The sequence below is a fragment of the Bradyrhizobium sp. CCGUVB14 genome (assembly GCF_024199935.1).
GTDB lineage: Bacteria > Pseudomonadota > Alphaproteobacteria > Rhizobiales > Xanthobacteraceae > Bradyrhizobium.
Window position 1 is genome coordinate 114,180 of the sequence record NZ_JANADS010000001.1, and the last position, 20,781, is coordinate 134,960.

Sequence of the window (20,781 nt, forward strand, 5' to 3'; positions counted from 1 at the left end):
TCCCCCAGGATCATACCAAGAGTTAAGGGGCCATAGCTCAGCTGGGAGAGCGCTTGCATGGCATGCAAGAGGTCGGCGGTTCGATCCCGCCTGGCTCCACCACGCTTCGCCCTTCGGGCTACGCGTGGCGCAGCCGCGCAGAGCCTGAAGGCCGAAGCGTGGTGTCCGGCGAAGCCCGCAGGGCGAAGACGGACTGACAATTGGTTGGCTCGCTCACGATGACCCAGGCGATAGCCCGTCAATGTGGTACGTCTACATCATTCAAAGCATCGAATTTCCCGACCAGGAATACATCGGCGCCACGGAAGATCTGAAGCGACGACTGCCTGAACATGATGCCGGCAAATCCACCCACACGGCGAAGTTCAAGCCATGGAAGCTGGTCTGGTACTGCGCCTTCCCTGACAAGCTGAAAGCGCTGGCGTTCGAGAAATATCTCAAGTCGCACTCGGGTCGCGCCTTCTCGAAAAAGCGGCTCTGCTAGCTCCGCCCCCTACTCCCCAATCACCGCATTCAACCGATCCCTCAACGCAACGATCTCGTCCTTCATTGCGACCAGCTCCGACACGGAGCAGTCCGACGCGGCCAGGATCGACTGCGGGACGCTGCGCGCCTTGTCCTTGAGCGCGTGCCCCTGCGGCGTCAGCGCGATCAGGACCTGACGCTCGTCCTCGCTGGAGCGCGTGCGCTTGACGAGGTGCGCGGCCTCTAACCGCTTGAGCAGCGGCGTCAACGTGCCGGAATCAAGAAACAGCTTCTCGCCGATGTCCTTGAGCGGCACGTCGTCGCGCTCCCACAGCACCAGCATCACCAGATATTGCGGATAGGTCAGGCCAAGCCGGTCGAGCAGCGGCTTGTAGACGCGGTTAAAGGCATGCGCGGCCGAATAGACGGCGAAGCAGATCTGGTTGTCGAGACGTTGCGGATCCGGGGTCGATAATTTCCGGGCCATAGGGAATCTCACGAGATTGACCCGCATTGTGGGACCGGGCGGGGCGACATTCAATTGCGAACAATTAAATGTGAGGCATGCAAATTTCAATTGCGCACAATCTAATTGTTTGCGATATAGATTCCACCCCAACCCGAAGACCCCAAGGGAGACGAAAATGTCCGTGAACGTCCTCTACAAGACCAGCGCAAAAGCCACCGGTGGCCGTGACGGCCATGCCGCGACCCTCGACGGCGCACTCGACGTCAAGCTCACGACGCCGAAGGAGCTCGGCGGTGGCGGCGGCGCCGGCAACAATCCCGAGCAGCTGTTTGCGGCCGGCTATGCCGCCTGCTTCATCGGCGCGATGAAGTTCGTGTCCTCGCAGGGCGGACCGAAGGTTCCCGCCGACGCTTCCGTGACCTCGACCGTCGGCATCGGCCCGCGCTCGGCCGGCGGCTTCGGCCTCGACATCGATCTGGCCGTCTCGCTGCCGGGCCTGTCCCGCACCGAGGCCGAGGCGCTGGTCGAGAAGGCGCACCAGGTGTGCCCGTATTCCAACGCGACGCGCGGCAATGTCGACGTTCGCCTGACGGTCGTCTGATCTGACGGTGGATTGGCTGGCCCGGGATCCCCCTCGGGCCGGCCGCTTCCGCCTGATTTGCCATGCCGCGGGATTGCCGCCTGCGCTGCATGACCCTCTACGCGACAAGCCATTGCTGGCTTGAACGAACCTCGCTAGGCCTGTCGTCAACATCGACACAGGGGAAGCGAAGGCATGACTGAAGCCGCAACCGGCGCAATGAGCGGACTGCGCGTCATCGATCTCACGCGCGTGCTCGGCGGCCCCTACTGCACCCAGATTCTCGCCGACCACGGCGCCGACGTGATCAAGGTCGAGCCGCCCGCGGGCGACGAGGTGCGCGACTGGGGCCCTCCCTTCCACGACGACGACGCGGCCTATTTCGTCGGCATCAACCGCAACAAGCGCTCGATCGGGCTCGATCTGGCCTCCGAGGGCGGCCGTGTCGTGCTGCTCAAGATGCTGGAGACGGCCGACGTCCTGATCGAGAATTTCAAGCCGGGCACGCTGGAGAAATGGGGCATCGGCAACGATGTGCTTAGCAAGAAATATCCGCGTCTCGTGCATTGCCGGATCTGCGGCTTCGGCGCCGACGGCCCGCGTGGCGGCAATCCCGGCTATGACGCGATCATCCAGGCCATGACCGGCATGATCGCGGCGACCGGCTCGCCCGAGAGCGGCCCGATGCGGATCGGCGTGCCGCTGGTCGACATCACCACCGGGCTCTATGCGGCGATCGGCATCCTGATGGCACTGTCCGAGCGGCAGCGCTCCGGCAAGGGTCAGTTCCTGGAGACGACGCTGTACGAAACCGGCCTCGCCATCATGCATCCGCACACCGCGAATTATTTCATGCATGGCAAGCCGCCCGGCCTCACCGGCAACGAGCACCCGAACCTCGTGCCGTACGCGATCTTCCCGACCAAGACCGACAACATCTTCATCGGCGTCGGCAATGACGGCACCTTCCGTAAGCTCGCCAAGGAGATCGGCAAGCCCGAGCTCGGCACCGATCCGCGCTTTGCCCGCAACAAGGACCGCATCGCCAATCGCGACGCGCTGCGCGCCGAGCTTGCCGCGGTGTTCAGCCAGCACGAGGCCGAACCGCTGTGCAATCGCCTGCTGGCCGCAGGCCTGCCCGCAGGTCCCGTGCAGAAGATCGACCAGGCGTTGACCAACCCGCACACGATCGCGCGCGGCGATGTCATCGAGAAGGACTGGTACAAGGGCGTGGCCTCGCCGATCCGGCTCGATCGCAGCAAGCCGAGCCTGCGCCGCCTGCCGCCGAAGTTCAGCCAACACTCCCAGGAGGTGTTGGGTGAGTTCGGCTACTCAAAGGCGGAGATCGACGCGATGGTCGCGAACGGCGTCGTCTGCGGGCCCGAGCGCAAGCGCTAGGGCCCAGCCTCCGCGCATCCAACGGGTGATGCCGCACTGCGGCGCGGGCACATGTGTGCACCGCGAACGGAGGAGGCTGCCCGCGCCGTGTTCGCCTATTTGATGGCTTCCCTTTTCCAGCGCTTGCCGCTTTCGTTTCGGCCGCTTACACAGTCATGTGAACGTCATAAGGCGCTGCTAGCGCAAGCGCTTCTTTTTGACGGCCAAGAGAACGGCCAAGGGAGGTTACTTAATGGCTCTTCGACATTTTGGAGCGGCTGCCGCTGTTGCATTCGCGGTCGGCATGACGGCTTCGCCGGCGCTGGCCGTGACTGAAATCCAGTGGTGGCATGCGATGACGGGCGCGAACAACGACGTCATCGTCAAGCTCGCCAACGACTTCAATGCGTCGCAGAGCGACTACAAGGTCATCCCGACCTACAAGGGCAGCTATCCCGACACCATGAACGCAGGCATCGCCGCCTTCCGCGCCGGCAACGCCCCGCACATCATGCAGGTGTTCGAAGTCGGCACCGCGACCATGATGGCCGCGACCGGCGCCGTGAAGCCCGTCTACAAGCTGATGGCCGACGCCGGCGAGAAGTTCGATCCGAAGAACTATCTATCCGCGATCACCGGCTATTATTCGACCTCGAAGGGCGAGATGCTGTCCTTCCCCTTCAACTCGTCGTCGACCGTGATGTGGGTCAACCTCGACGAACTGAAAAAGGTCAACGCCGAGATCCCGAAGACCTGGCCCGAAGTGTTCGAGGTCGCCAAGAAGCTGCACGACAACGGTCATCCGACCTGCGGCTTCTCCAACTCCTGGGTCACCTGGGTCAATCTCGAGCAGCTCTCCGCGTGGCACAACGTGCCGCTCGCCAGCAAGGCCAACGGCCTCGACGGCTTCGACACCAAGCTCGAGTTCAACGCGCCGCTGCAGGAGAAGCATCTCGAGAAGCTGGTCGAGCTGCAGAAGGACAAGACCTACGACTACGCCGGCCGCACCAACCAGGGCGAAGGCCGCTTCACCTCGGGTGAGTGCGCGATCTACCTGACCTCGTCGGCCTTCTTCGGCAACGTCAAGGCGCAGGCCAAGTTCAACTTCACCGCCGCGCCGATGCCGTATTATCCGGACGTCAAGGGCGCGCCGCAGAACTCGATCATCGGCGGCGCTTCGCTCTGGGTGATGGGCGGCAAGTCGGCCGACGAATACAAGGGCGTCGCCAAATTCCTGACCTTCCTCTCCGACACCGATCGTCAGGTCTACATCCACAAGGCCTCGGGCTATCTGCCGATCACCAAGGCCGCTTATGAGAAGGCCAAGGCCGAGGGCTTCTACAAGGATCAGCCCTATCTCGAGACCCCGCTGCTCGAGCTGACCAACAAGGAGCCGACCGAGAATTCGCGCGGTCTGCGCCTCGGCAACATGGTCCAGCTGCGTGACGTCTGGTCGGAAGAGATCGAGCAGGCGCTGGCCGGCAAGAAGACCGCCAAGCAGGCGCTCGATGCCTCCGTCGAGCGCGGCAACACGATGCTGCGCCAGTTCGAAAAGACCGCCGCAAAATAAGGCGAAGGCGCCGGCGGGCCGCACGATCGGCGGCCCGCCGGCACCACCCCATCATGCAAAAGCAAGCGATTTTCCAATCAAAGCTGCTGCCGTATGCGCTGGTTGCGCCGCAACTCGCGATCGTTCTGATTTTCTTCTACTGGCCGGCCGCGCAGGCCGTCATCCAGTCCTTTCTGCTGCAGGATGCTTTCGGCCTCTCGACCAGCTTCGTCTGGTTCGAGAATTACGTCGAGCTGTTCAGTGATCCCGCCTATTTCGAGACGGTCGTCCGGACCTTCTTCTTCTCGTTTGCGATCGCGGCGTCCTCGCTCTCCGTGGCACTGCTGCTCGCGGTGATGGCGGACAAACCGTTGCGCGGCGGCGCGGTCTATCGCACGCTGCTGATCTGGCCCTATGCCGTGGCGCCGCCCGTGGTCGGCGTGCTCTGGGTCTTCATGCTGCATCCCTCGCTCGGCGTGCTCTCGCGCTATCTGCGTGCCGCCGGCATCGAATGGAATCCGCTGCTCGACGGCAACCAGGCCGCGACGCTGGTCATCCTCGCCGCCGCCTGGAAGCAGATCTCCTATAATTTCCTGTTCTTCCTCGCGGGTCTCGCGGCCATTCCGAAGAGCGTGCTCGAGGCCGCCGCGATCGACGGCGCGCGCCCGATGCGCCGGTTCTGGACCGTGACCTTCCCGCTGCTGTCGCCGACCATCTTCTTCCTGCTGGTCGTCAACATCGTCTACGCCTTCTTCGACACGTTCGGCATCATCGACACCATGACGCGCGGCGGTCCCGGCAAGTCGACGGAGACGCTGGTCTACAAGGTCTACAATGACGGCCTGATCGGCGGAAACCTCGGCAGCTCCGCGGCTCAGTCGGTGATCCTGATGGTCATGGTCATCGTGCTGACCGGCATCCAGTTCCGTTTCGTCGAACGCAAGGTGACCTACTGATGGTCGAGCAAGAGGGCTTTCGACGCTACGTCGCCCACATCGTCCTCTGGATCGGGATCGCGATCGTCGCCTTCCCGGTCTACGTCGCCATCGTCGCCTCGACCCAGGACAACGCGCTGATCGCCAACGGGCAGATGTCGCTGTTGCCCGGCGGCCATTTCTTCGAGGTCTACTACCAGACCATCTTCGTCGGCACGAGCGGCACGACCCGCGAGCCGGTCGGCAACATGATGCTGAACTCGCTGGTGATGGCGCTGGCGATCGCGATCGGCAAGATCGCGATCTCGATCATCTCGGCCTATGCGATCGTCTATTTCCGCTTTCCCTTCCGGATGCCGATCTTCTGGATCATCTTCATCACGCTGATGTTGCCGGTCGAGGTCCGCATCTATCCGACCTACAAGATCGTCGCCGATCTGCACATGCTCGACAGCTATGCCGGCCTCGCACTGCCGCTGATCGCATCGGCCACCGCAACGCTGCTGTTCCGCCAGTTCTTCATGACCGTGCCGGATGAATTGCTGGAGGCCTCGCGGATCGACGGCGCCGGCCCGTTGCGCTTCTTCTGGGATACGCTGCTGCCGCTGTCGCGCACCAACATGGCCGCGCTGTTCGTGATCCTGTTCATCCTCGGCTGGAATCAATATCTCTGGCCGCTGCTGATCACCACGCGCGACGACATGCAGACCATCCAGATCGGCATTCGCAAGATGATGACCACCAACGATGCGCTGACCGAATGGCCGATCGTGATGGCGACCGCCGTGCTGGCCATGCTGCCGCCGGTGTTCGTCGTCGTCGCCATGCAGAAATTGTTCGTGCGCGGCCTGGTCGAGACGGAGAAGTAGAGAGTCATGGCCAACGTCACCCTGCGCAACGTCCGCAAGACCTATCCCGGCGGCTTCGAGGCCATCAAGGGCGTCAACGTCGATGTCGGCGACGGCCAGTTCTGCGTGCTGGTCGGCCCCTCCGGCTGCGGCAAGTCCACGCTGCTGCGCATGGTCGCGGGGCTCGAGACCGTCACCGGCGGCGAGATCGACATCGGCGGCAAGGTCGTCAACCAGGTCGAGCCCGCCGATCGCGACATCGCGATGGTGTTCCAGAACTACGCGCTCTATCCGCATATGAGCGTGTTCAACAACATGGCTTACGGCCTGCGCAATCGCGGCATGAAGGAAGCCGAGATCAAGACCCGCGTCGAGGAAGCCGCGCGCGTGCTCGAGCTCGCGCCGATGCTGGAGCGCAAGCCGCGCCAGCTCTCCGGCGGCCAGCGCCAGCGCGTCGCCATGGGCCGCGCCATCGTGCGCCAGCCAAAGGTGTTCCTGTTCGACGAGCCGCTGTCGAACCTCGACGCCAAGCTCCGCATCTCGATGCGCGTCGAGATCCGCAAATTGCAGCGCCGGCTCAACGTCACCTCGATCTACGTCACCCATGACCAGCTCGAGGCGATGACGCTCGCCGACATTCTGGTCGTGATGAACGGCGGCCAGGTCGAGCAGGTCGGCAATCCGCTGGCGATCTACGAGAAGCCGGCCACGACCTTCGTTGCGTCCTTCATCGGCGCTCCGCCGATGAATCTGATGTCGACGCGCCAGGACGAGATCAAGTCGCAGCTCGGCGGCGCCGCGGGCGAGGCCGGCATCCTCGGCATCCGTCCGGAGGATCTTGCGATCACCGACCAGACTCCGGCCGGCGGCGTTGCACTGCCGCTGACGGTTGAGGCGATCGAGCGCGTCGGTGCCGAGACCTTCGTTTACGGCTCGCGCGCCCAGGACGGGCAGCGTGTCGCCGCCACCCCGGGCGAGCTACCGGCAGGCGAGGTCATCGTCCGCATTCCCGGAACCGAGGCCCCGGCGATCGGCCAGAAGATCCGGGTCGCGGCGGTGCGCCAAAAGCTGCATCTGTTCAGCGGCGACGGGCGGACGCGGATCGAGGCCTGACGGGTTCCGACACGTCCGGCCGGCAAAGACCGCGAAAACAACCCCATGCACAGTAGACGGGGCGCTGTTTTCATTGAGGTAATTCGCCCGCGCCGTCGTCATGGCCGGGAGACGGCGGAAGCAGTGAATCCACAGCCCCCTCCTACGTCCTTGAACCTCCACAGAGATATGCCCATATTGCTGACCAAGGGGCGCCGCTTCCGGGCCCTGAAATGCCAAAGTCGCTTCGAGAGGACTTTGTAAACTATGTCTCGTGTTCCTACGTTATCCAGTCCGTTCCTTCTGGGCTTCGACGAGATTGAGCGCGTGCTCGATCGCGTCGTCAAAGGCGCCGACGGCTATCCTCCCTACAATATCGAGAGGTGCGGCGGCGCGGACAGCCAGCCCGAGCGTTTGCGGATCACGCTGGCGGTCGCTGGATTCACCCGCGACCAACTCGATGTAACCATTGAGGAAAACCAGCTAGTCATCCGCGGGCGGCAGCAGGACGACAAGACCCGTCAATACATCCATCGCGGCATCGCCGCGCGCCACTTCCAGCGCACCTTCGTGCTGGCGGAGGGGATGCTGGTGCTGGGTGCGGATCTGAAGAACGGGTTGTTGTCGATCGACCTGGCCCGGCCTGAACCGGAGAGGATCGTTAAGACAATCGCTATCAATGAGCACGAATAATGGAACGAGTAGCGGACTCGACCGCTTAGTTTCTGTGAAGGAGTCGAGACCATGAGTGAAGGTCACGTTGTATTCGAACACGAAGCCAGGAACGCCTCGCCCGAGACGCTGGCGAACCTCGGCGAAGGCCACATCGCCTATGTGAAGCAGATCCGCTCCGAGGATGTGCCCGGCCTGTTCCCCGAAGCCCCGAAGATTGCGCCCGGCCTCAAGCTGTTCGCGCTCCACGCCGCCGACGGCACGCCGATCATGCTGACCGACAGCCGCGAAGCCGCAGTGGCCAATGCCTGGAGCAACGAGCTGCAAGCCGTCAGCGTGCACTGAGCGCACGCGCGTCGCTTGACTAGACGTTTTGACGGGCATGCCTTCGCAGGAAGGCGTGCCCGTTTTCATTTGTGCCGCGCCGCTGCTAGACCCTGGTCATGGATCAGCAGATGCCCATCGCGATTACGACATCCGAGTTGTCGCCCGGCGAGAAGCTGGCCGAGAGCATGCTCGCTCTCAACAACAGCCATGCAGAGGAATTGTCGTGGCTTGAGCGCGAGCGGCTGCAGGACCTCGTCGCGCAGGCCTTCTACGCGCGCAGGATCGGCCAGCTCGATGCTTTCCTGATCGCACTCGATCAGGACGGGCGATACGACAGCCCGAACTTCCTGTGGTTTCAAGCGCGTTACGCGCGCTTCGTCTATGTCGACCGGATCGTGGTCGCAGCATCCGCACGCGGCATGGGATGCGCGCGCCGGCTCTATGCCGACCTGTTCGATCGCGCGGCCGAGGCCGGCCACGATCGCATCGTTTGCGAAGTCAATCGCGTGCCGCCGAATCCGGCCTCAGACGCTTTCCACGCCGCCCTCGGATTTACCGAGGTCGGTAGCGCGAGCATCCACGACGGAAGCAAGACGGTCCGCTACCTCTCGCGCCAGCTGTAGACGCGGTCCCGGACCACGACGAGGTAGCGCCCGTCAGGCGCGATTCAGGCTGCCGGTAGCTTTGCCTTGCGCAGATAGGGTAGCACGGTGACGAAGGAGCCGAAACGCTTGGCGGCGTCTTCATCCGACACCGACGCCGCGATCACGACATCTTCGCCTTGCGTCCAGTCGGCGGGCGTCGCCACCGGGAATTTAGCCGTGAGCTGCATGGAATCGATGACGCGCAGGATTTCCCGGAAGTTGCGCCCGGTCGTCATCGGATAAGTCAGCACCAGCTTGATCTTCTTGTCGGGGCCGATGACGAAGACCGAGCGCACCGTCTGATTATCGGCCGGCGTGCGCCCTTCCGACGTGTCGCCGGCCGAGGCCGGCAGCATCCCGAAAAGTTTTGCGACCTTGAGATCACGATCGCCGATCATCGGATAATTGACGGCATGGCCGGTGGCCTTGTGGATGTCGCCCTTCCACCTGTCGTGGTTCTCGACCGGATCGACGGAGATGCCGATGATCTTGACATTGCGCTTGTCGAACTCGCCCTTCAGGCCGGCCATGGTGCCGAGCTCGGTGGTGCAGACCGGCGTGAAATCCTTCGGATGCGAGAACAGCACCGCCCAGGAATCGCCGATCCAGTCGTGGAAGCGGATATCGCCTTCGGTGGTCTGCGCCGCGAAATCCGGCGCCATGTCGTTGAGTGCGAGTGCCATGAGGCAGGTCCTTCTGTGGTCTTCCGGTGAATGGCCAATGCGCGCGACGAATCCCGATGCAACTTCGACCTGTCCCTGATCGAGGCCGGGACGACGCGTTGCACCTGTTTGATTTTGCGACCGAAAATCCGGCCGGATCGAATAGCGCTGCAAGCAATGGCCCGATATCTGCGCCTGGCCGGGCCGAAAGTCATGGTGTCGTTCTGAAAAAGTTCTTAAGCATTGCGCCATGGCTACGAGCTACATCATCGGCCCGTTCCGGCTCGACGCGGACGCCGCGCTCCTGTTTCGCGGCAGCGCTCCGGTCGCGATCGGCCAGCGCGCCCTCGCCGTGCTGCGCGTGCTCGTCGAGCGCGCGGGAATGCCGGTCTCAAAGGATGCGCTGATCAAATCGGCCTGGGCCGGCCTCATCGTCGAGGAGAGCAATCTTCCCGTGCAGATCGCCGCACTGCGCCGCGTGTTCGAAGAAGAGCCGGGCGGCGAACGCTGGATCGAGACCATGCCGAAATACGGCTATCGGTTTGTCGGCCCGGTGAGTCCAGACCACCAGACCTCCGTCGCCGCGTTGCCTCCCGCCGCGACCGACGCGCCTCCCCTTCCGGCTCAACCGGCGATCGCGGTGCTGCCGTTCCAGAACATGAGCGGCGATCCAAGCCAGGAGTATTTTGCCGACGGCGTCGTCGAGGAGATCATCACGACGCTGTCGCGCTTCCGCTCGCTGTTCGTCATCGCGCGCAATTCCAGCTTCACCTACAAGGGCCGCGCCGTCGATGTGAAGCAGATCGGTCGCGAGCTCGGCGTCAGCTTCGTGCTCGAAGGCAGCGTGCGCAAATCGGCCGACCGCGTCCGCATCACCGCGCAGCTCATCGATGCGTCGACCGGCGCGCATCTGTGGGCCGACCGGTTCGACGGCGCGCTCGAGGATATCTTCGATTTGCAGGACCAGATCGCGCGGCAGGTCGTGGGGCTGCTGGTGCCGAAGCTCGAGCATTCCGCGATCGAGCGCGCCAAGCGCAAGCCGACGGAGAGCCTGGGCGCCTACGAATATTATCTGCGCGGCACGGCGGCGATCTATCGCTTCACCATCCGCGAGGCCAATGTCGAGGCCCTGCAGATGTTCAGGCGTGCGATCGAGCTCGATCCGGAATTCGCGGCCGCCTACGGCATGGCCGCCTATTGCTACGTCAAGGACAGGACCAATCGCTGGCCCACCGACGATCTCGCGCGCGACATCGCCGAGACCGATCGGCTGGCGCGGAACGCCATTCGCCTCGGCGGCGACGACGCGCTCGCGCTCGCCACGAGCGCCGGCGCGTTGGCCTATGTCGTACGCGATCTCGACACCGGCGCCGCGTGCATCGCGCAGGCGCTTGCCGTCAATCCCAACATGATGTGGGCCTCCTATTTCGCCGGCTTCATCAAGAGCTGGATGGGCGAGCCTGAGGCCGCCGTCGCGCATCTGATGTATGCGATGCGCCTCAGCCCGGTCGATCCGTTGATGCCCCTGATGCAGGTCGCCACCGCCCACGCGCACTTCTTCGCCGGCCGCTACGCGGAAGCCTCGTCCTGGGCCAACGCAGCCTTGCGCGGCACGCCGAGACTGTTGCCGGCACTGCGCATCGGCGCAGCCGCCGATGCATTCGCCGGAGAGCTCGACGCCGCGCAGAAGTCCGTGGCCCGGCTGCTCCAGATCAACCCCGGCGAGCGCGTGTCCAATCTGGAGGCGATCTTCGGCCCCTACCGGCGCCCCGACGATGCCTGGCGCTATGGCGAAGGCCTGCGGCGAGCTGGACTGCCGGAATGACCGAGGCGTAGGGGCACGCTCGATCAGGTCAATCGCGCGCGGATGTCCGGCTTCAGCACCTTGCCGACCTTGGAGCGCGGAAGATCGTCCCAGACTTCGATCTGCTTCGGCGTCTTGACGCTGCCGATCTGTCCCTTGACGAAGGCGGCGAGCGCCACCGGGTCGATCCGATGGCCGGCGCGGGGCTGCACCACGGCGACGATCCGCTCGCCCCATTTCTCGTCCGCCAGCCCGATCACGGCGCAATCCTGCACCGCCTCATGCGCCCGCAGCGCGTTCTCGACCTCGATCGAGTAGACGTTGAACCCGCCGGTGATGATCATGTCCTTGGCGCGATCGACGATATAGAGGTAGCCGTCGTCGTCGAGGTAGCCGATGTCGCCGGTGTGGTGCCAGCCATGTGCCGATGCTTCGGCGGTCGCCTGCGGATTCTTGTAATATCCCTCCATCACCAGCGAACCGCGCACCACGATCTCGCCGCGCGCGCCGGTCGGCAGCAAATTGCCGTCGCCATCCATGATGCCCGCCTGCACCAGCGGGCTGATCCGCCCGGCCGAGGCGAGACGCTCCATCGCGATCGTGCCGCCGGCATTGTAATGCTCGCTCGGTGCCATCATCGAGATCATCATCGGCGCTTCGGTCTGACCGAACAACTGCGCCATCGGCCCGATACGCCGCAGCGCCTCCGCAAGCCGCGTGGCCGAGATCGGCGCCGCGCCGTACCAGAAGCATTGCAACGAGCTGAGCCTCTCGCGATCGAGCTTGGGATGATCGAGCAGCATGTAGATCACGGTCGGCGGCAGGAAGGTGTGCGTGACCCGGTAGCGCTCGATCAAATCGAGGAATTCGCCGATATCGGGGTGATGCATGATCACGATGCGGCCGCCGAGCGCCATGATCGGGAAACACAGCACGCCGGCCGCATGCGTCAGCGGCGCGAGCGCGAGATAGACCGGACGGCCCTTGAAGGGATAGCCCATCAAGGTCAGCGCCGTCATGGTCTCGATGTTGCGCCCGGACAGCATCACGCCCTTGGGCTTGCCGGTGGTGCCGCCGGTGCCGGGGATCATCGCGAGATCGTCGATGGTCTCGCGCTGATAAAAGCCGTCGTCGAGACCCACGAGCCAGTTGTCGAAGGATGGCGCGAAGGGTAACTCGGCATCGAGGCAAACGAGTGCGCGCAACTTCGGCAGCTCGGGCCTGACCGCCTCGACCATCGGTGCAAAGCTGGAATGGAACAGCAGCAGACCGCAGTCGAACCCGTCGAGGATGAACTTGTTCTCGGCCGCTTCATTGCGCGGATTGATCGGGCACCACACGGCCGCAGCGCGCGAGATGCCGAACACGCAGGAGAAGGCAAGCGGATCGTTGCCGGACAGGATCGCAACCTTCTCGCCGGGCGCGATGCCCGAGCGGTCGAGCCCACGCGCGATCCGATAGCTCAGCCGTTGCACCTCGCGGTAGCTGAGGTCGCGCCCGTCCATGGTGAGGCAGGGCGCGTCGGCGCCGAGCGAAGCACCTTTGTCGAGGTAATCGATGAAGCGCATGGTCGCCTCCGAAGCGGCGTAAGGTTGGTTAGACGCGGGCCGCGGTGAAGGTCCACCTCTCCCCGATGGGGAGAGGTGAAGAAAGATCGCCGTCGCACCACATCCCTAATCGTACACGGTCAGGATCGGCTTGCCGACAAGACCAAAACTGCGCAACTGGCCGAGCAGCTCGTGATGGCCGAACGCCTGGCAGCCGGAGGCGAAGCCGACGCGCTTGGGCGGCTGCTGCAGCAGATGTGCCGCCGCATAGGCCTGAAGCATGCCGGTCTGCTTGTAGTTGCTGTTGCCGTTGATGACGCAGTGCGCGCGCCCGAGCGGGCCGGAGGCATGCACTGAATCCAGCGACTTGTTGACGCGAGGGTTCTCGCGCGGCGGCATGGTGTTCATCACGCTGGCCGCGGTCTGCGCCAACGCCGCGTAGCGGTCGTCGGGGTTCATGTTCTTGGTCGCCTCCAGCGCGCCGGCGACGATCTGCGGCACGCCCAGCATCAGGGCGCGATTGAACACGCCGCCGAGCACCTTCACGTTGGCGACGCGCGGATCGCGCTTGAACCACACCGGGTGCGAAGTGCCACCCCAGGGCAGCGCCAGCGCCAGCTCGTGCTGGCCGGGGATGGCGAGGTTGTAGAGCCCGGCATCGGGCTGATGCTCGACGTACTTGTTCTGCTCCAGATAGTAGGCCTTGGCCATCGCGGCGTTGACCAGGATGGTCTGCGTCGATGCGATCGTCGGGCTGCCGCCCCAGAACACGGCAATGTCGAGCGTGTCGAGGCCGGGCGTCTCCAGGCACAGTTGAGCTGCGATCTCGCCGGTGGTGTACATCTGCGCGATACCCGGGGCCAGCAGCAGGCCGGCATTGGCGAACTTCGCGCCAAACTCCTGCTCGAGCGTGATCAACCAATCCTGCTCGCCGGTGGTGTCGGTGTAGTGGCACCTGGCAGCGGCGCAGGCCTGCACCACCTCGGTGCCGAACTTGGCGAACGGGCCCACGGTGTTGAGCACCACCGAGGCGCCCCTGAACAGTTCAGTCAGCGCGCTCACGGTGTGCGGCACTTCCACCACCTCGTAGTCGGCAGTCTCGATGCCGGCCACATTCGATTTCATCGCGGCGTTGAGCTTCTCGGCGCTGCGGCCGGCGGCGATGAACGGGATATTGTACTCGCGCAGATATTCGCAGACCAGGCGGCCGGTGTAGCCGGACGCGCCGTAGACGATGACGGGCTTCTTGCTCATTGCGTTCCTCCGAGGGATTTGTTGTTGATCGTCCGCGCTTACATGCCCATGCCGCCATCGACCGGCAGGCCGATGCCGGTGATGAAGCGCGCCTGGTCCGAGCACAGGAAGACAGCAGCGTCGGCGATGTCCCTGACCTCGGCGAGCTTGCCGAGCGGCGTCTGCTCCACGACCGAGCCGACCGCGGCGTTGACGTCGGGCGCGAGACCGATCTTCACGATGTCATTGGCAAGCTGCATGCCCATGTCGGTCGGGATCAGGCCCGGATAGATGCAGTTCACGCGCACGCCGAAACCGAGCTTGCCGGCCTCCATCGCTCCCACCCGCGTCATGCGATCGACCGCGGATTTGGTGCCCGAATAGACCGCGATGCTCGGGAAGGCGATCGTCGCCGCGACCGAGGCGATGTTGACCACGGCGCCGCCCTTGCCCGCCGGCCCGCCCGGACGCATGGCGCAGAAGGCGTGCTTCATGCCGAGCACGGTGCCGACGATGTTGACGTCGCACATCCGCCGCGCGTCCTCGGCCTTGACCTCGGAGATCAGCGACGTGATCTCGATGCCGGCATTGTTGATCAGGATGTCGTAGCCGCCGAGCGTTGCGACGGTGTTGGCAACCGCCCGCTCCCATTGAGCGTCGTCGGTGACGTCGAGATGCACGAAGCCGGTCTTCACACCGAGCTTGGCAATCTGGCCGGCGCTGTCCTTGCCGACGTCATCGAGGATGTCGCCGATCATGACCGCCGCGCCGGATTGCGCGAGTGCATTCGCAATCGCGGCGCCTATGCCGCGGGCTCCGCCGGTGACCAGGGCTTTGCGGCCATCAAGACTCTTCTCACTCATCGCACATCCTCCCTTTGCTGATCTTCTGGACTGATCTTGTCGCTGATGATCGGTGCGTGCTGCGCTTCGCAGCACGGTGCCGGCGTCATGGCGCAACGGCATGCGAGTCCGTTCCGGCGGCGCGGCGCCGGTGGGGGCATTTCCTCCATTTGCTGGCGTCTTGACGACTGTCCAAATTCTTGGCGCGCACCCTCCTCCCGGAGCTTGACAGTTGTCAAGGCAAAATTTGACAGTTGTCAAAGAGAATGGTCTCTAGACGATGTGATCGTCGTAACGAAGAGACGGGAGACAGCGCGACAATGGCGCGGCGAGCGACAGGAGCGGTGAAGCGTGAGGCCGTGGTGGAGGTCGTGCGGGACGACAAGTTCAACGCGCGGCGGATCGAGCTGGCGGAGGCTGCGCTCGAAACCCTGGGCGAGCTCGGCTTCGCACGCACCAGCCTGCGCGAAATCGCGCAAAACTCCGCATTCACGCACGGCGTGTTCCACTATTATTTCAGCGACAAGCTCGACCTGATCTGCTGCTGCGTCCGCCACTACAAGGCGAAATGCGTGACGCGATATGACGATGTCGTCGCGACGGCAACGAGCCGCGACGAATTGACGGAGGGTTTCCTCGCCAAGCTCGCAGCAACGCTGCAGAGCGAAGCCCGCATGCACCGTCTTTGGTACGATTTGCGCTCGCAGGCGATGTTCGAGGCGGCGTTCCGCAAGGATGTGCTCGAGATCGACAAGAGCCTGGAAGCCATGATCTGGCGCATCGCCTCGCGCTATGCCGAGCTCGGCGGCAAGAGACCGGCGTCGTCGCCGGCTGCGCTCTATGCGCTGTTCGACGGTCTATTCCAGAGCGCGCTGCTCAGGCACCTCGCGGGTGACAAGACGGCGACGCCCGAACTGCTCGACGAAGTCCGGCGCCTGATGCCGACGATCTGCTGAAGCGCACGAGCGCGCATTCACGAAGGAAGCGGGATCCGTCGCCGCTCTCACCACGCATAGCGCAGCACGCCCTTGCCGGCGTAGCTGCGCGTGACGTTGGAGAATTCGCCTTCGAATGTCGCAGCCGCAGACCAGCCGTTCAGCCATGCCTTTTCCACTGAGGCCGTGACCAGCGCCGCGTCGGCGGCCTGCGCTGCGCCGTTGACGACGAAGCTTGCGCCCGGCAGCGCCTGGAAGGTCGCGCCGATCGAGCGATCGGGATTGAAATCGTGGGCCCATGCGATGCGGCCGCGCAGAGTGGCCACGCCATCGGCCATCGCAAAGGATTTGTCGGTGCGCAGGCCGAGTTCGCTGCGGGTGTCGGTGACGCTCTTGGCGCCATAGCCAAGGGCAAAGGTGCTATTGCCCGTGATCGCCTGTTCCGCATAGGCCGGCAGGTCGAACCTGGTGAACTGGGCTGCCGCATAGGGCGTGACGCCGGCGCCGCCGATCGAAGGCACGACGAAACGGTAGCCGCCTTCGAGCCGGCCGGACCAGGCGTTCGCGTTGAAGTGGGCCTGGAGGTGATCGGCGCCTGCGATGGTGACGGTACGGTCGGTGGTGTTGTCCTGCCAGCCATAGGCCAGCGCGCCCGTGACATAGGCCGCACCTGCATTGTGGCGGATGAAAGCGCCGGCCTGAAACAGGTCGGAGCGGCCGGTGCCGCCATTGGCGACCGAGAAATTGGTGCCGCCGCCGGCAAGCGCAAAGCCGGCCACGGTAGAGGGGGAGATCCAGTAGTCGGCTCCAGCGGCTGTGCCCGCAATGCGGCTGGTCGCGCTGTTCGAGCCGAGCGTCGCATTGCCATCGGTGGTCTGAGAGCCGCCAAAACCCGCGGCCCATACATTCCAGCGCGACTCGAAGCTCTGGGCCAACAGAGCCTTGCGCGACATCGCCGCATAGGCCTCCCGCTCGGCACCCTTGTCGGCACCCTTGCGGCCACCGGCGTAAGCGAGCGCCTCGCTGTCCTCTGCCGCATAGCCGGTCGTGCCACCGGACGCGCGCGGATCGCCGCGCCCCGCCACGAACGGATCGGTCAGCACGCCCATGAACTGGTTCATGGCGCTGAACGTCGCCTGCTGCGAACCGGTTGCCGTTTCACCCGAGGCCTGTGTCAGCGCATGGAGCAGCGGCGTGCCTGCCAGCGCGAACAGCGGGGTGAAGCCGGCCGGCAGGGCCGCGCCGCCGATCAAGGGAGCATCGATACCCGCGGCGACGTTGCGCTGATTGACGCTGGCATTGCCGGGCAGCGAGTACGACAGCAGGCCGGGATCGAGCGTCAGCAGCACGTCGTTGCCGACTTGGCTCAGCCGCGCGTTCCGCGCAAAACTGTTGGCGATCAGGAAGTCCACACCGGAAAAGCTGCCATTGACCGTGCCTGCGGTCGCGATGGTGTAGGTCGTCGTCGTCGCAAGGCGCGTCAGCGGATCCACCACCACCTTGCCGGCGAGGCCCGCCGTGCCGCTGACGTTGAGCCGATCCGCGGTGTGGGCGGTCGGGTCCACGTCCACGATGAATTGCGCGCCCGCGCCCTGCACGAAATTGCCCGTGAGCGTCGTGGTGCCGACCGTGCCGACGCCTGATGGCGCCAGGGTGCCGCCATTGCTCAGGAGATTGCCGGCGCCGAGATCGACCGTCGCGCCGCTGTTGAACACGCCGCCCGCGAGATTGTTGAAGGCGTTCGATCCCGCGCCGAACGCGACATTGCCGCTGACGATGCCGGAATTGTTCACCGTATGGTCGCCGCTGTTGCCGATGACGGCGTAAAGGCTTCCCGCGACCGATGCCGTGGCGCCAATGGTCAAGGTATTGGTTGCGCCGTTCAGATAGACGCCCCACGCGCCCGATATCGCGCCGCCATTGACCGTGACGGCGACATTGCCGCCACCGCCGGCATAGATGCCGCTCGCGGCGAGCGAGGTGACGTTGCCGATGCTGTTCACCGTGACGTCGCCCCCGGCCTCGGCGTGGATGCCGTCGTCATGCGCGCTGATGTTTCCGCGGCTGGTGACCGTCGAATAGCCGACGGCGGAGTACGCAAAAATTCCTGCGCCGCCGGACGCGGTGATGTCGGCAATGCTGTCGACCGCGACGACGAACCCGAAGACATTCAACATGGTCGCATAGATGCCGTGATCGGCGGCGCGGATGTTTCCGCGGTTGGTAATCGAGATAGCTCGCTGTGATACGATATACATGCCGGAGCCGTTGCTCACGGTCATGTCGCCGATGCTGTTGATCGTGACATCGCCCCCGCCGCTCACGATAATTCCGTAGTCACGGGCGACAAGATTGCCGTGGTTGGTAATGCTTGAGTTATCGAGGCTTGTCGCAAAGATGCCGGTACCACCGGACGAGATATCACCGCCATCATGCGTGATTGTCAGGGAGGCACCCGTCGGCGTCTGCGCGACAAGACCGTATTGAGTGGCCGTGATGCTTCCGTTCTGCGCGATCGTTATATCGCTAAACTGTGACCCGGCCATAATGCCGGTGGCGGCGACAATGTTCCCAGTGCTTTCGACCCTAACGCCAAGGTTGCCTTCTGCGTAGATCCCGGCCCCCTGCGCGTTGATGTTTCCGACATCCTTGACGGTGATGCCTGCGCTGTACGAAACGGCAAAAATGCCGCTACCAATGCTGGAGCTAATGTCGCCGCCGTGCGCGATGGTGATATCACCGCCGGTAAATCTGGCATGGGTACCGGTGTTGATGCCATCACGATATGCTGTGATCGTGCCGCTGCTGGTGATGTTGAGGCCAAGGGTGCCGAAAATGCCACCTGTGAACGCGTAGATGCCGAAACCGCCGGCCGAGCTGATGTCGCCCGCTTGGTTGATCGTCAACACCCCGGTTTCCCACGATCCCGTCGCCAAGGACGAGACATGAATGCCGTCGGCAGTTCCGGTCACGGCGATGGAATAGCGCGTCATGTCACTGTTGATCGTGACGTCACCGCTCCCGCGCTCGAAATCGATGCCGGACGTGCCCGTAGCCGGCGTGATCTTGGTCGTCAGCGAATTGACGTTGAGCGTATCGACCGTGGCTTGATTGAAGTCAGCAGCGCCGATCCCGCCGGATTGATCGCCGGTGCAGGTGGCGGTGGTTCCGACCGTCGTACAGCCCCCGGGTCCGGCCTGCGCCGGCTGCAGCGCCATCAGCCCGAGCGCGCCGTTTGCCGCCGTGCCCAGCAGCGCCGCGCGCAAGCGGCGGCGCATTCCATTCCGCATCATGTCCGTTCATTGCCAATCGTGTCGCTGAACGACTTCTAGCGGACCCCGGCGCCTGACAATGTGCCGCCCGTCTCAAGCGCAAAAATTTCGCGACGCCTGTTCGGCTATCGCGAGACCGCGACGATCCGCGCGCGTGTCGCAGCGCGGCTTCGATCCGGCTTCGTGGCTCGGCGGGGAAGGAAAGCGGCCTTACGCCGCGGTCGCCGGCGGCAGCGCCAGCACCGAATAGATCGCCTGGGCATCGCGCGAGGCGCGGAGCTTCTTGGCGATGTCCTGGTCGCGGAGCAGGCGGGCGATGCGGGCGAGCGCCTTCAAATGATCGGCGCCGGCGCCTTCGGGGGCGAGCAGCAGGAAGACGAGGTCGACCGGCTGGCCGTCCATCGCCTCGAAATCGATCGGTCGATCGAGCCGGGCGAACAGGCCGAAGATCTTCTCGAGCTTGGGCAGCTTGCCGTGCGGAATGGCAACGCCATAGCCGACCGCGGTGGTGCCGAGTTTTTCGCGCTGGAGCAGCACCTCGAACACCGCGCGCTCGTTCTGTCCGGTCAGCTCAGCCGCCTTGGCCGCGAGTTCCTGGAGCGCCTGTTTCTTGCTGTTGACCTTCAATGCCGGGAGAATCGCCTCGGGCGCGACCAGATCGGTAATCGGCATGGAAGTGTTCCGAGGTGAATTAAACCGTCAGGTTCCGAATTGGCCGTCTCGATAGGTCGAGCCCGGCCGGCGTCAAGAAGGTGAAGCAGGAGGGGGACTTAGCCCAAGTCCCGTTACGTCCTGATGTGGGGCGCTTCTACTCCAACGCAATCCCGGTGCCAACTCCCGCGTGCGGCTTTGCCCCGGTCATTGTTAAGGGCTGTGGTTGATACGGGGCTTCCTACCCCCCGGATTTGGTGCCCGGCGGGTCGATCCAGCCGACATTGCCGTCGGCGCGGCGGTAGATGATGTTCACCCGGCCCGAGGAGCCGTGCTGGAATACCAGGCAGGGTGCTCCGCTGAGGTCGAGTTCCATGACGGCTTCGCTGACCGACATCTGCCGCAGCGACGTCGTCGCCTCGGCGATGATCACGGGGCTGTAGCCGGTGACCTCGTCCTCGTCGTCGCCCTCCCCCGGCGCCTCCAGCACGTAAGCCGTCGCGTCCAGCGCAGCCAGCGCCGCGGAAGCAACGTGGGCCTTGCGGGCCGAACGATCCTTGAGCCGGCTCTTGTAGCGCTTGAGCCGCTTCTCGATCATGATCAGCGCCTGGTCGGCGCTGGCATAGGCGTCCTGCGCGTTCGAATCGGCCTCCAGCGTTATTCCCGAATCGAGATGCAGCGCGCAATCGGTCCGGAAGCCGAAGCCGTCCTTGGACAGCGTGATGTGACCGGAATAATTGCCGTCGAAATATTTGCGCAGGACCTCTTCAGTCCGGTCGGTCACGCGGCCTCGCAGGGCCTCGCCGACGCTGACGCTCTTGCCCGAAATCCGAAGAGTCATGTGATGCCTCGCTTGGTTGCCCAGCTTGGATCGGTC

21 protein-coding genes and 1 tRNA gene are annotated in these 20,781 nt (G+C 64.2%); 14 read left to right on the plus strand and 8 right to left on the minus strand.

The features are described 5' to 3' along the window. Positions 1–26: 26 nt before the first annotated feature. Both NLM32_RS00490 and NLM32_RS00495 read left to right on the plus strand, forming a co-directional pair. Positions 27–102, plus strand: a tRNA-Ala gene (locus NLM32_RS00490). A 139-nt stretch (positions 103–241) separates the two neighbouring features. Beyond that, positions 242–484 carry a GIY-YIG nuclease family protein gene (locus tag NLM32_RS00495; RefSeq protein WP_254127253.1) on the plus strand — a complete coding sequence of 81 codons (243 nt, stop codon included), beginning with the start codon at positions 242–244 and terminating at the stop codon, positions 482–484. Between the two features lie 9 nt (positions 485–493). Here the strand turns inward: NLM32_RS00495 and NLM32_RS00500 are convergent, their stop codons facing one another. After that, entirely contained in the window at positions 494–952 is a 459-nt protein-coding gene (locus NLM32_RS00500) for a MarR family winged helix-turn-helix transcriptional regulator (RefSeq protein WP_254127255.1), read from the minus strand. Between the two features lie 157 nt (positions 953–1,109). On the opposite strand from NLM32_RS00500, the gene NLM32_RS00505 reads away from it, so the two are divergent. The 9 genes from NLM32_RS00505 (at position 1,110) to NLM32_RS00545 (ending at position 8,937) form a co-directional block, all read left to right on the plus strand. Continuing rightward, positions 1,110–1,535 carry an organic hydroperoxide resistance protein gene (locus NLM32_RS00505; RefSeq protein ID WP_254127257.1) on the plus strand — a complete coding sequence of 142 codons (426 nt, stop codon included), beginning with the start codon at positions 1,110–1,112 and terminating at the stop codon, positions 1,533–1,535. Between the two features lie 174 nt (positions 1,536–1,709). Further along, positions 1,710–2,912 (plus strand): CaiB/BaiF CoA-transferase family protein, encoded by a 1,203-nt coding sequence (locus NLM32_RS00510; RefSeq protein WP_254127259.1) that lies wholly within the window; start codon positions 1,710–1,712, stop codon positions 2,910–2,912. Positions 2,913–3,144: 232 nt separating this feature from the next. Then, positions 3,145–4,461: a sn-glycerol-3-phosphate ABC transporter substrate-binding protein UgpB gene (gene ugpB, locus NLM32_RS00515; protein ID WP_254127261.1), complete on the plus strand. Its 1,317-nt coding sequence runs from the start codon at positions 3,145–3,147 to the stop codon at positions 4,459–4,461. Between the two features lie 53 nt (positions 4,462–4,514). Next, on the plus strand, positions 4,515–5,396 hold the full coding sequence (ugpA, locus tag NLM32_RS00520; protein ID WP_254127263.1) for a sn-glycerol-3-phosphate ABC transporter permease UgpA: 882 nt from the start codon (positions 4,515–4,517) through the stop codon (positions 5,394–5,396). Next, positions 5,396–6,244, plus strand: a complete 849-nt coding sequence (gene ugpE / locus NLM32_RS00525; RefSeq protein WP_254127265.1) for a sn-glycerol-3-phosphate ABC transporter permease UgpE — start codon at positions 5,396–5,398, stop codon at positions 6,242–6,244. Before ugpA ends, ugpE begins: the two co-directional genes overlap by 1 nt. Before the next feature lie 6 nt (positions 6,245–6,250). Then, on the plus strand, positions 6,251–7,336 hold the full coding sequence (locus tag NLM32_RS00530; protein ID WP_254127267.1) for a sn-glycerol-3-phosphate import ATP-binding protein UgpC: 1,086 nt from the start codon (positions 6,251–6,253) through the stop codon (positions 7,334–7,336). A gap of 246 nt (positions 7,337–7,582) precedes the next feature. After that, entirely contained in the window at positions 7,583–8,008 is a 426-nt protein-coding gene (locus tag NLM32_RS00535; protein WP_254127269.1) for an Hsp20 family protein, read from the plus strand. Positions 8,009–8,059: 51 nt separating this feature from the next. Next, positions 8,060–8,332 (plus strand): DUF1150 domain-containing protein, encoded by a 273-nt coding sequence (locus NLM32_RS00540; RefSeq protein ID WP_194465218.1) that lies wholly within the window; start codon positions 8,060–8,062, stop codon positions 8,330–8,332. A 110-nt stretch (positions 8,333–8,442) separates the two neighbouring features. After that, entirely contained in the window at positions 8,443–8,937 is a 495-nt protein-coding gene (locus NLM32_RS00545) for a GNAT family N-acetyltransferase (RefSeq protein WP_254127271.1), read from the plus strand. 44 nt (positions 8,938–8,981) lie between these two features. On the opposite strand, the gene NLM32_RS00550 is transcribed toward NLM32_RS00545, so the two are convergent. Next, complete coding sequence (locus NLM32_RS00550) at positions 8,982–9,641, minus strand: peroxiredoxin (protein WP_254127273.1); 660 nt, start codon at positions 9,639–9,641, stop codon at positions 8,982–8,984. 30 nt (positions 9,642–9,671) lie between these two features. Between NLM32_RS00550 and NLM32_RS00555 the strand changes: the two genes are divergently transcribed. Both NLM32_RS00555 and NLM32_RS00560 read left to right on the plus strand, forming a co-directional pair. After that, complete coding sequence (locus NLM32_RS00555; RefSeq protein WP_254127275.1) at positions 9,672–9,848, plus strand: hypothetical protein; 177 nt, start codon at positions 9,672–9,674, stop codon at positions 9,846–9,848. A 22-nt stretch (positions 9,849–9,870) separates the two neighbouring features. Further along, positions 9,871–11,445, plus strand: coding sequence for a winged helix-turn-helix domain-containing protein (locus tag NLM32_RS00560; RefSeq protein WP_254127278.1), 1,575 nt, complete (start codon positions 9,871–9,873; stop codon positions 11,443–11,445). A 23-nt stretch (positions 11,446–11,468) separates the two neighbouring features. On the opposite strand, the gene NLM32_RS00565 is transcribed toward NLM32_RS00560, so the two are convergent. From NLM32_RS00565 to NLM32_RS00575, 3 genes are all read right to left on the minus strand, one after another. Further along, positions 11,469–12,992 (minus strand): AMP-binding protein, encoded by a 1,524-nt coding sequence (locus tag NLM32_RS00565; RefSeq protein WP_254127279.1) that lies wholly within the window; start codon positions 12,990–12,992, stop codon positions 11,469–11,471. 105 nt (positions 12,993–13,097) lie between these two features. Continuing rightward, the gene (locus NLM32_RS00570) at positions 13,098–14,225 is read right to left on the minus strand and encodes a DUF5938 domain-containing protein (protein WP_254127281.1); all 1,128 of its coding nucleotides are present in this window, start codon (positions 14,223–14,225) and stop codon (positions 13,098–13,100) included. A 38-nt stretch (positions 14,226–14,263) separates the two neighbouring features. Further along, on the minus strand, positions 14,264–15,067 hold the full coding sequence (locus tag NLM32_RS00575; RefSeq protein WP_254127283.1) for an SDR family NAD(P)-dependent oxidoreductase: 804 nt from the start codon (positions 15,065–15,067) through the stop codon (positions 14,264–14,266). A gap of 299 nt (positions 15,068–15,366) precedes the next feature. On the opposite strand from NLM32_RS00575, the gene NLM32_RS00580 reads away from it, so the two are divergent. After that, complete coding sequence (locus NLM32_RS00580; protein ID WP_254127285.1) at positions 15,367–16,002, plus strand: TetR/AcrR family transcriptional regulator; 636 nt, start codon at positions 15,367–15,369, stop codon at positions 16,000–16,002. A 47-nt stretch (positions 16,003–16,049) separates the two neighbouring features. Here the strand turns inward: NLM32_RS00580 and NLM32_RS00585 are convergent, their stop codons facing one another. From NLM32_RS00585 to hpf, 3 genes are all read right to left on the minus strand, one after another. Continuing rightward, positions 16,050–19,274 carry an autotransporter domain-containing protein gene (locus tag NLM32_RS00585; RefSeq protein ID WP_254127287.1) on the minus strand — a complete coding sequence of 1,075 codons (3,225 nt, stop codon included), beginning with the start codon at positions 19,272–19,274 and terminating at the stop codon, positions 16,050–16,052. 189 nt (positions 19,275–19,463) lie between these two features. Further along, the gene (ptsN, locus tag NLM32_RS00590) at positions 19,464–19,925 is read right to left on the minus strand and encodes a PTS IIA-like nitrogen regulatory protein PtsN (protein WP_063681444.1); all 462 of its coding nucleotides are present in this window, start codon (positions 19,923–19,925) and stop codon (positions 19,464–19,466) included. 220 nt (positions 19,926–20,145) lie between these two features. After that, positions 20,146–20,745 carry a ribosome hibernation-promoting factor, HPF/YfiA family gene (gene hpf / locus NLM32_RS00595; protein ID WP_254127289.1) on the minus strand — a complete coding sequence of 200 codons (600 nt, stop codon included), beginning with the start codon at positions 20,743–20,745 and terminating at the stop codon, positions 20,146–20,148. Positions 20,746–20,781: the final 36 nt, after the last annotated feature.

What these genes read in the sequence shown, in the direction of transcription:
- NLM32_RS00495 (WP_254127253.1), top strand. Translation starts at nt 242, where the DNA reads ATGTGGTACGTCTACATCATTCAAAGCATCGAATTTCCCGACCAGGAA.
- NLM32_RS00500 (WP_254127255.1), bottom strand. Translation starts at nt 952, where the DNA reads ATGGCCCGGAAATTATCGACCCCGGATCCGCAACGTCTCGACAACCAG.
- NLM32_RS00505 (WP_254127257.1), top strand. Translation starts at nt 1,110, where the DNA reads ATGTCCGTGAACGTCCTCTACAAGACCAGCGCAAAAGCCACCGGTGGC.
- NLM32_RS00510 (WP_254127259.1), top strand. Translation starts at nt 1,710, where the DNA reads ATGACTGAAGCCGCAACCGGCGCAATGAGCGGACTGCGCGTCATCGAT.
- ugpB (WP_254127261.1), top strand. Translation starts at nt 3,145, where the DNA reads ATGGCTCTTCGACATTTTGGAGCGGCTGCCGCTGTTGCATTCGCGGTC.
- ugpA (WP_254127263.1), top strand. Translation starts at nt 4,515, where the DNA reads ATGCAAAAGCAAGCGATTTTCCAATCAAAGCTGCTGCCGTATGCGCTG.
- ugpE (WP_254127265.1), top strand. Translation starts at nt 5,396, where the DNA reads ATGGTCGAGCAAGAGGGCTTTCGACGCTACGTCGCCCACATCGTCCTC.
- NLM32_RS00530 (WP_254127267.1), top strand. Translation starts at nt 6,251, where the DNA reads ATGGCCAACGTCACCCTGCGCAACGTCCGCAAGACCTATCCCGGCGGC.
- NLM32_RS00535 (WP_254127269.1), top strand. Translation starts at nt 7,583, where the DNA reads ATGTCTCGTGTTCCTACGTTATCCAGTCCGTTCCTTCTGGGCTTCGAC.
- NLM32_RS00540 (WP_194465218.1), top strand. Translation starts at nt 8,060, where the DNA reads ATGAGTGAAGGTCACGTTGTATTCGAACACGAAGCCAGGAACGCCTCG.
- NLM32_RS00545 (WP_254127271.1), top strand. Translation starts at nt 8,443, where the DNA reads ATGCCCATCGCGATTACGACATCCGAGTTGTCGCCCGGCGAGAAGCTG.
- NLM32_RS00550 (WP_254127273.1), bottom strand. Translation starts at nt 9,641, where the DNA reads ATGGCACTCGCACTCAACGACATGGCGCCGGATTTCGCGGCGCAGACC.
- NLM32_RS00555 (WP_254127275.1), top strand. Translation starts at nt 9,672, where the DNA reads ATGGCCAATGCGCGCGACGAATCCCGATGCAACTTCGACCTGTCCCTG.
- NLM32_RS00560 (WP_254127278.1), top strand. Translation starts at nt 9,871, where the DNA reads ATGGCTACGAGCTACATCATCGGCCCGTTCCGGCTCGACGCGGACGCC.
- NLM32_RS00565 (WP_254127279.1), bottom strand. Translation starts at nt 12,992, where the DNA reads ATGCGCTTCATCGATTACCTCGACAAAGGTGCTTCGCTCGGCGCCGAC.
- NLM32_RS00570 (WP_254127281.1), bottom strand. Translation starts at nt 14,225, where the DNA reads ATGAGCAAGAAGCCCGTCATCGTCTACGGCGCGTCCGGCTACACCGGC.
- NLM32_RS00575 (WP_254127283.1), bottom strand. Translation starts at nt 15,067, where the DNA reads ATGAGTGAGAAGAGTCTTGATGGCCGCAAAGCCCTGGTCACCGGCGGA.
- NLM32_RS00580 (WP_254127285.1), top strand. Translation starts at nt 15,367, where the DNA reads ATGGCGCGGCGAGCGACAGGAGCGGTGAAGCGTGAGGCCGTGGTGGAG.
- NLM32_RS00585 (WP_254127287.1), bottom strand. Translation starts at nt 19,274, where the DNA reads ATGATGCGGAATGGAATGCGCCGCCGCTTGCGCGCGGCGCTGCTGGGC.
- ptsN (WP_063681444.1), bottom strand. Translation starts at nt 19,925, where the DNA reads ATGCCGATTACCGATCTGGTCGCGCCCGAGGCGATTCTCCCGGCATTG.
- hpf (WP_254127289.1), bottom strand. Translation starts at nt 20,745, where the DNA reads ATGACTCTTCGGATTTCGGGCAAGAGCGTCAGCGTCGGCGAGGCCCTG.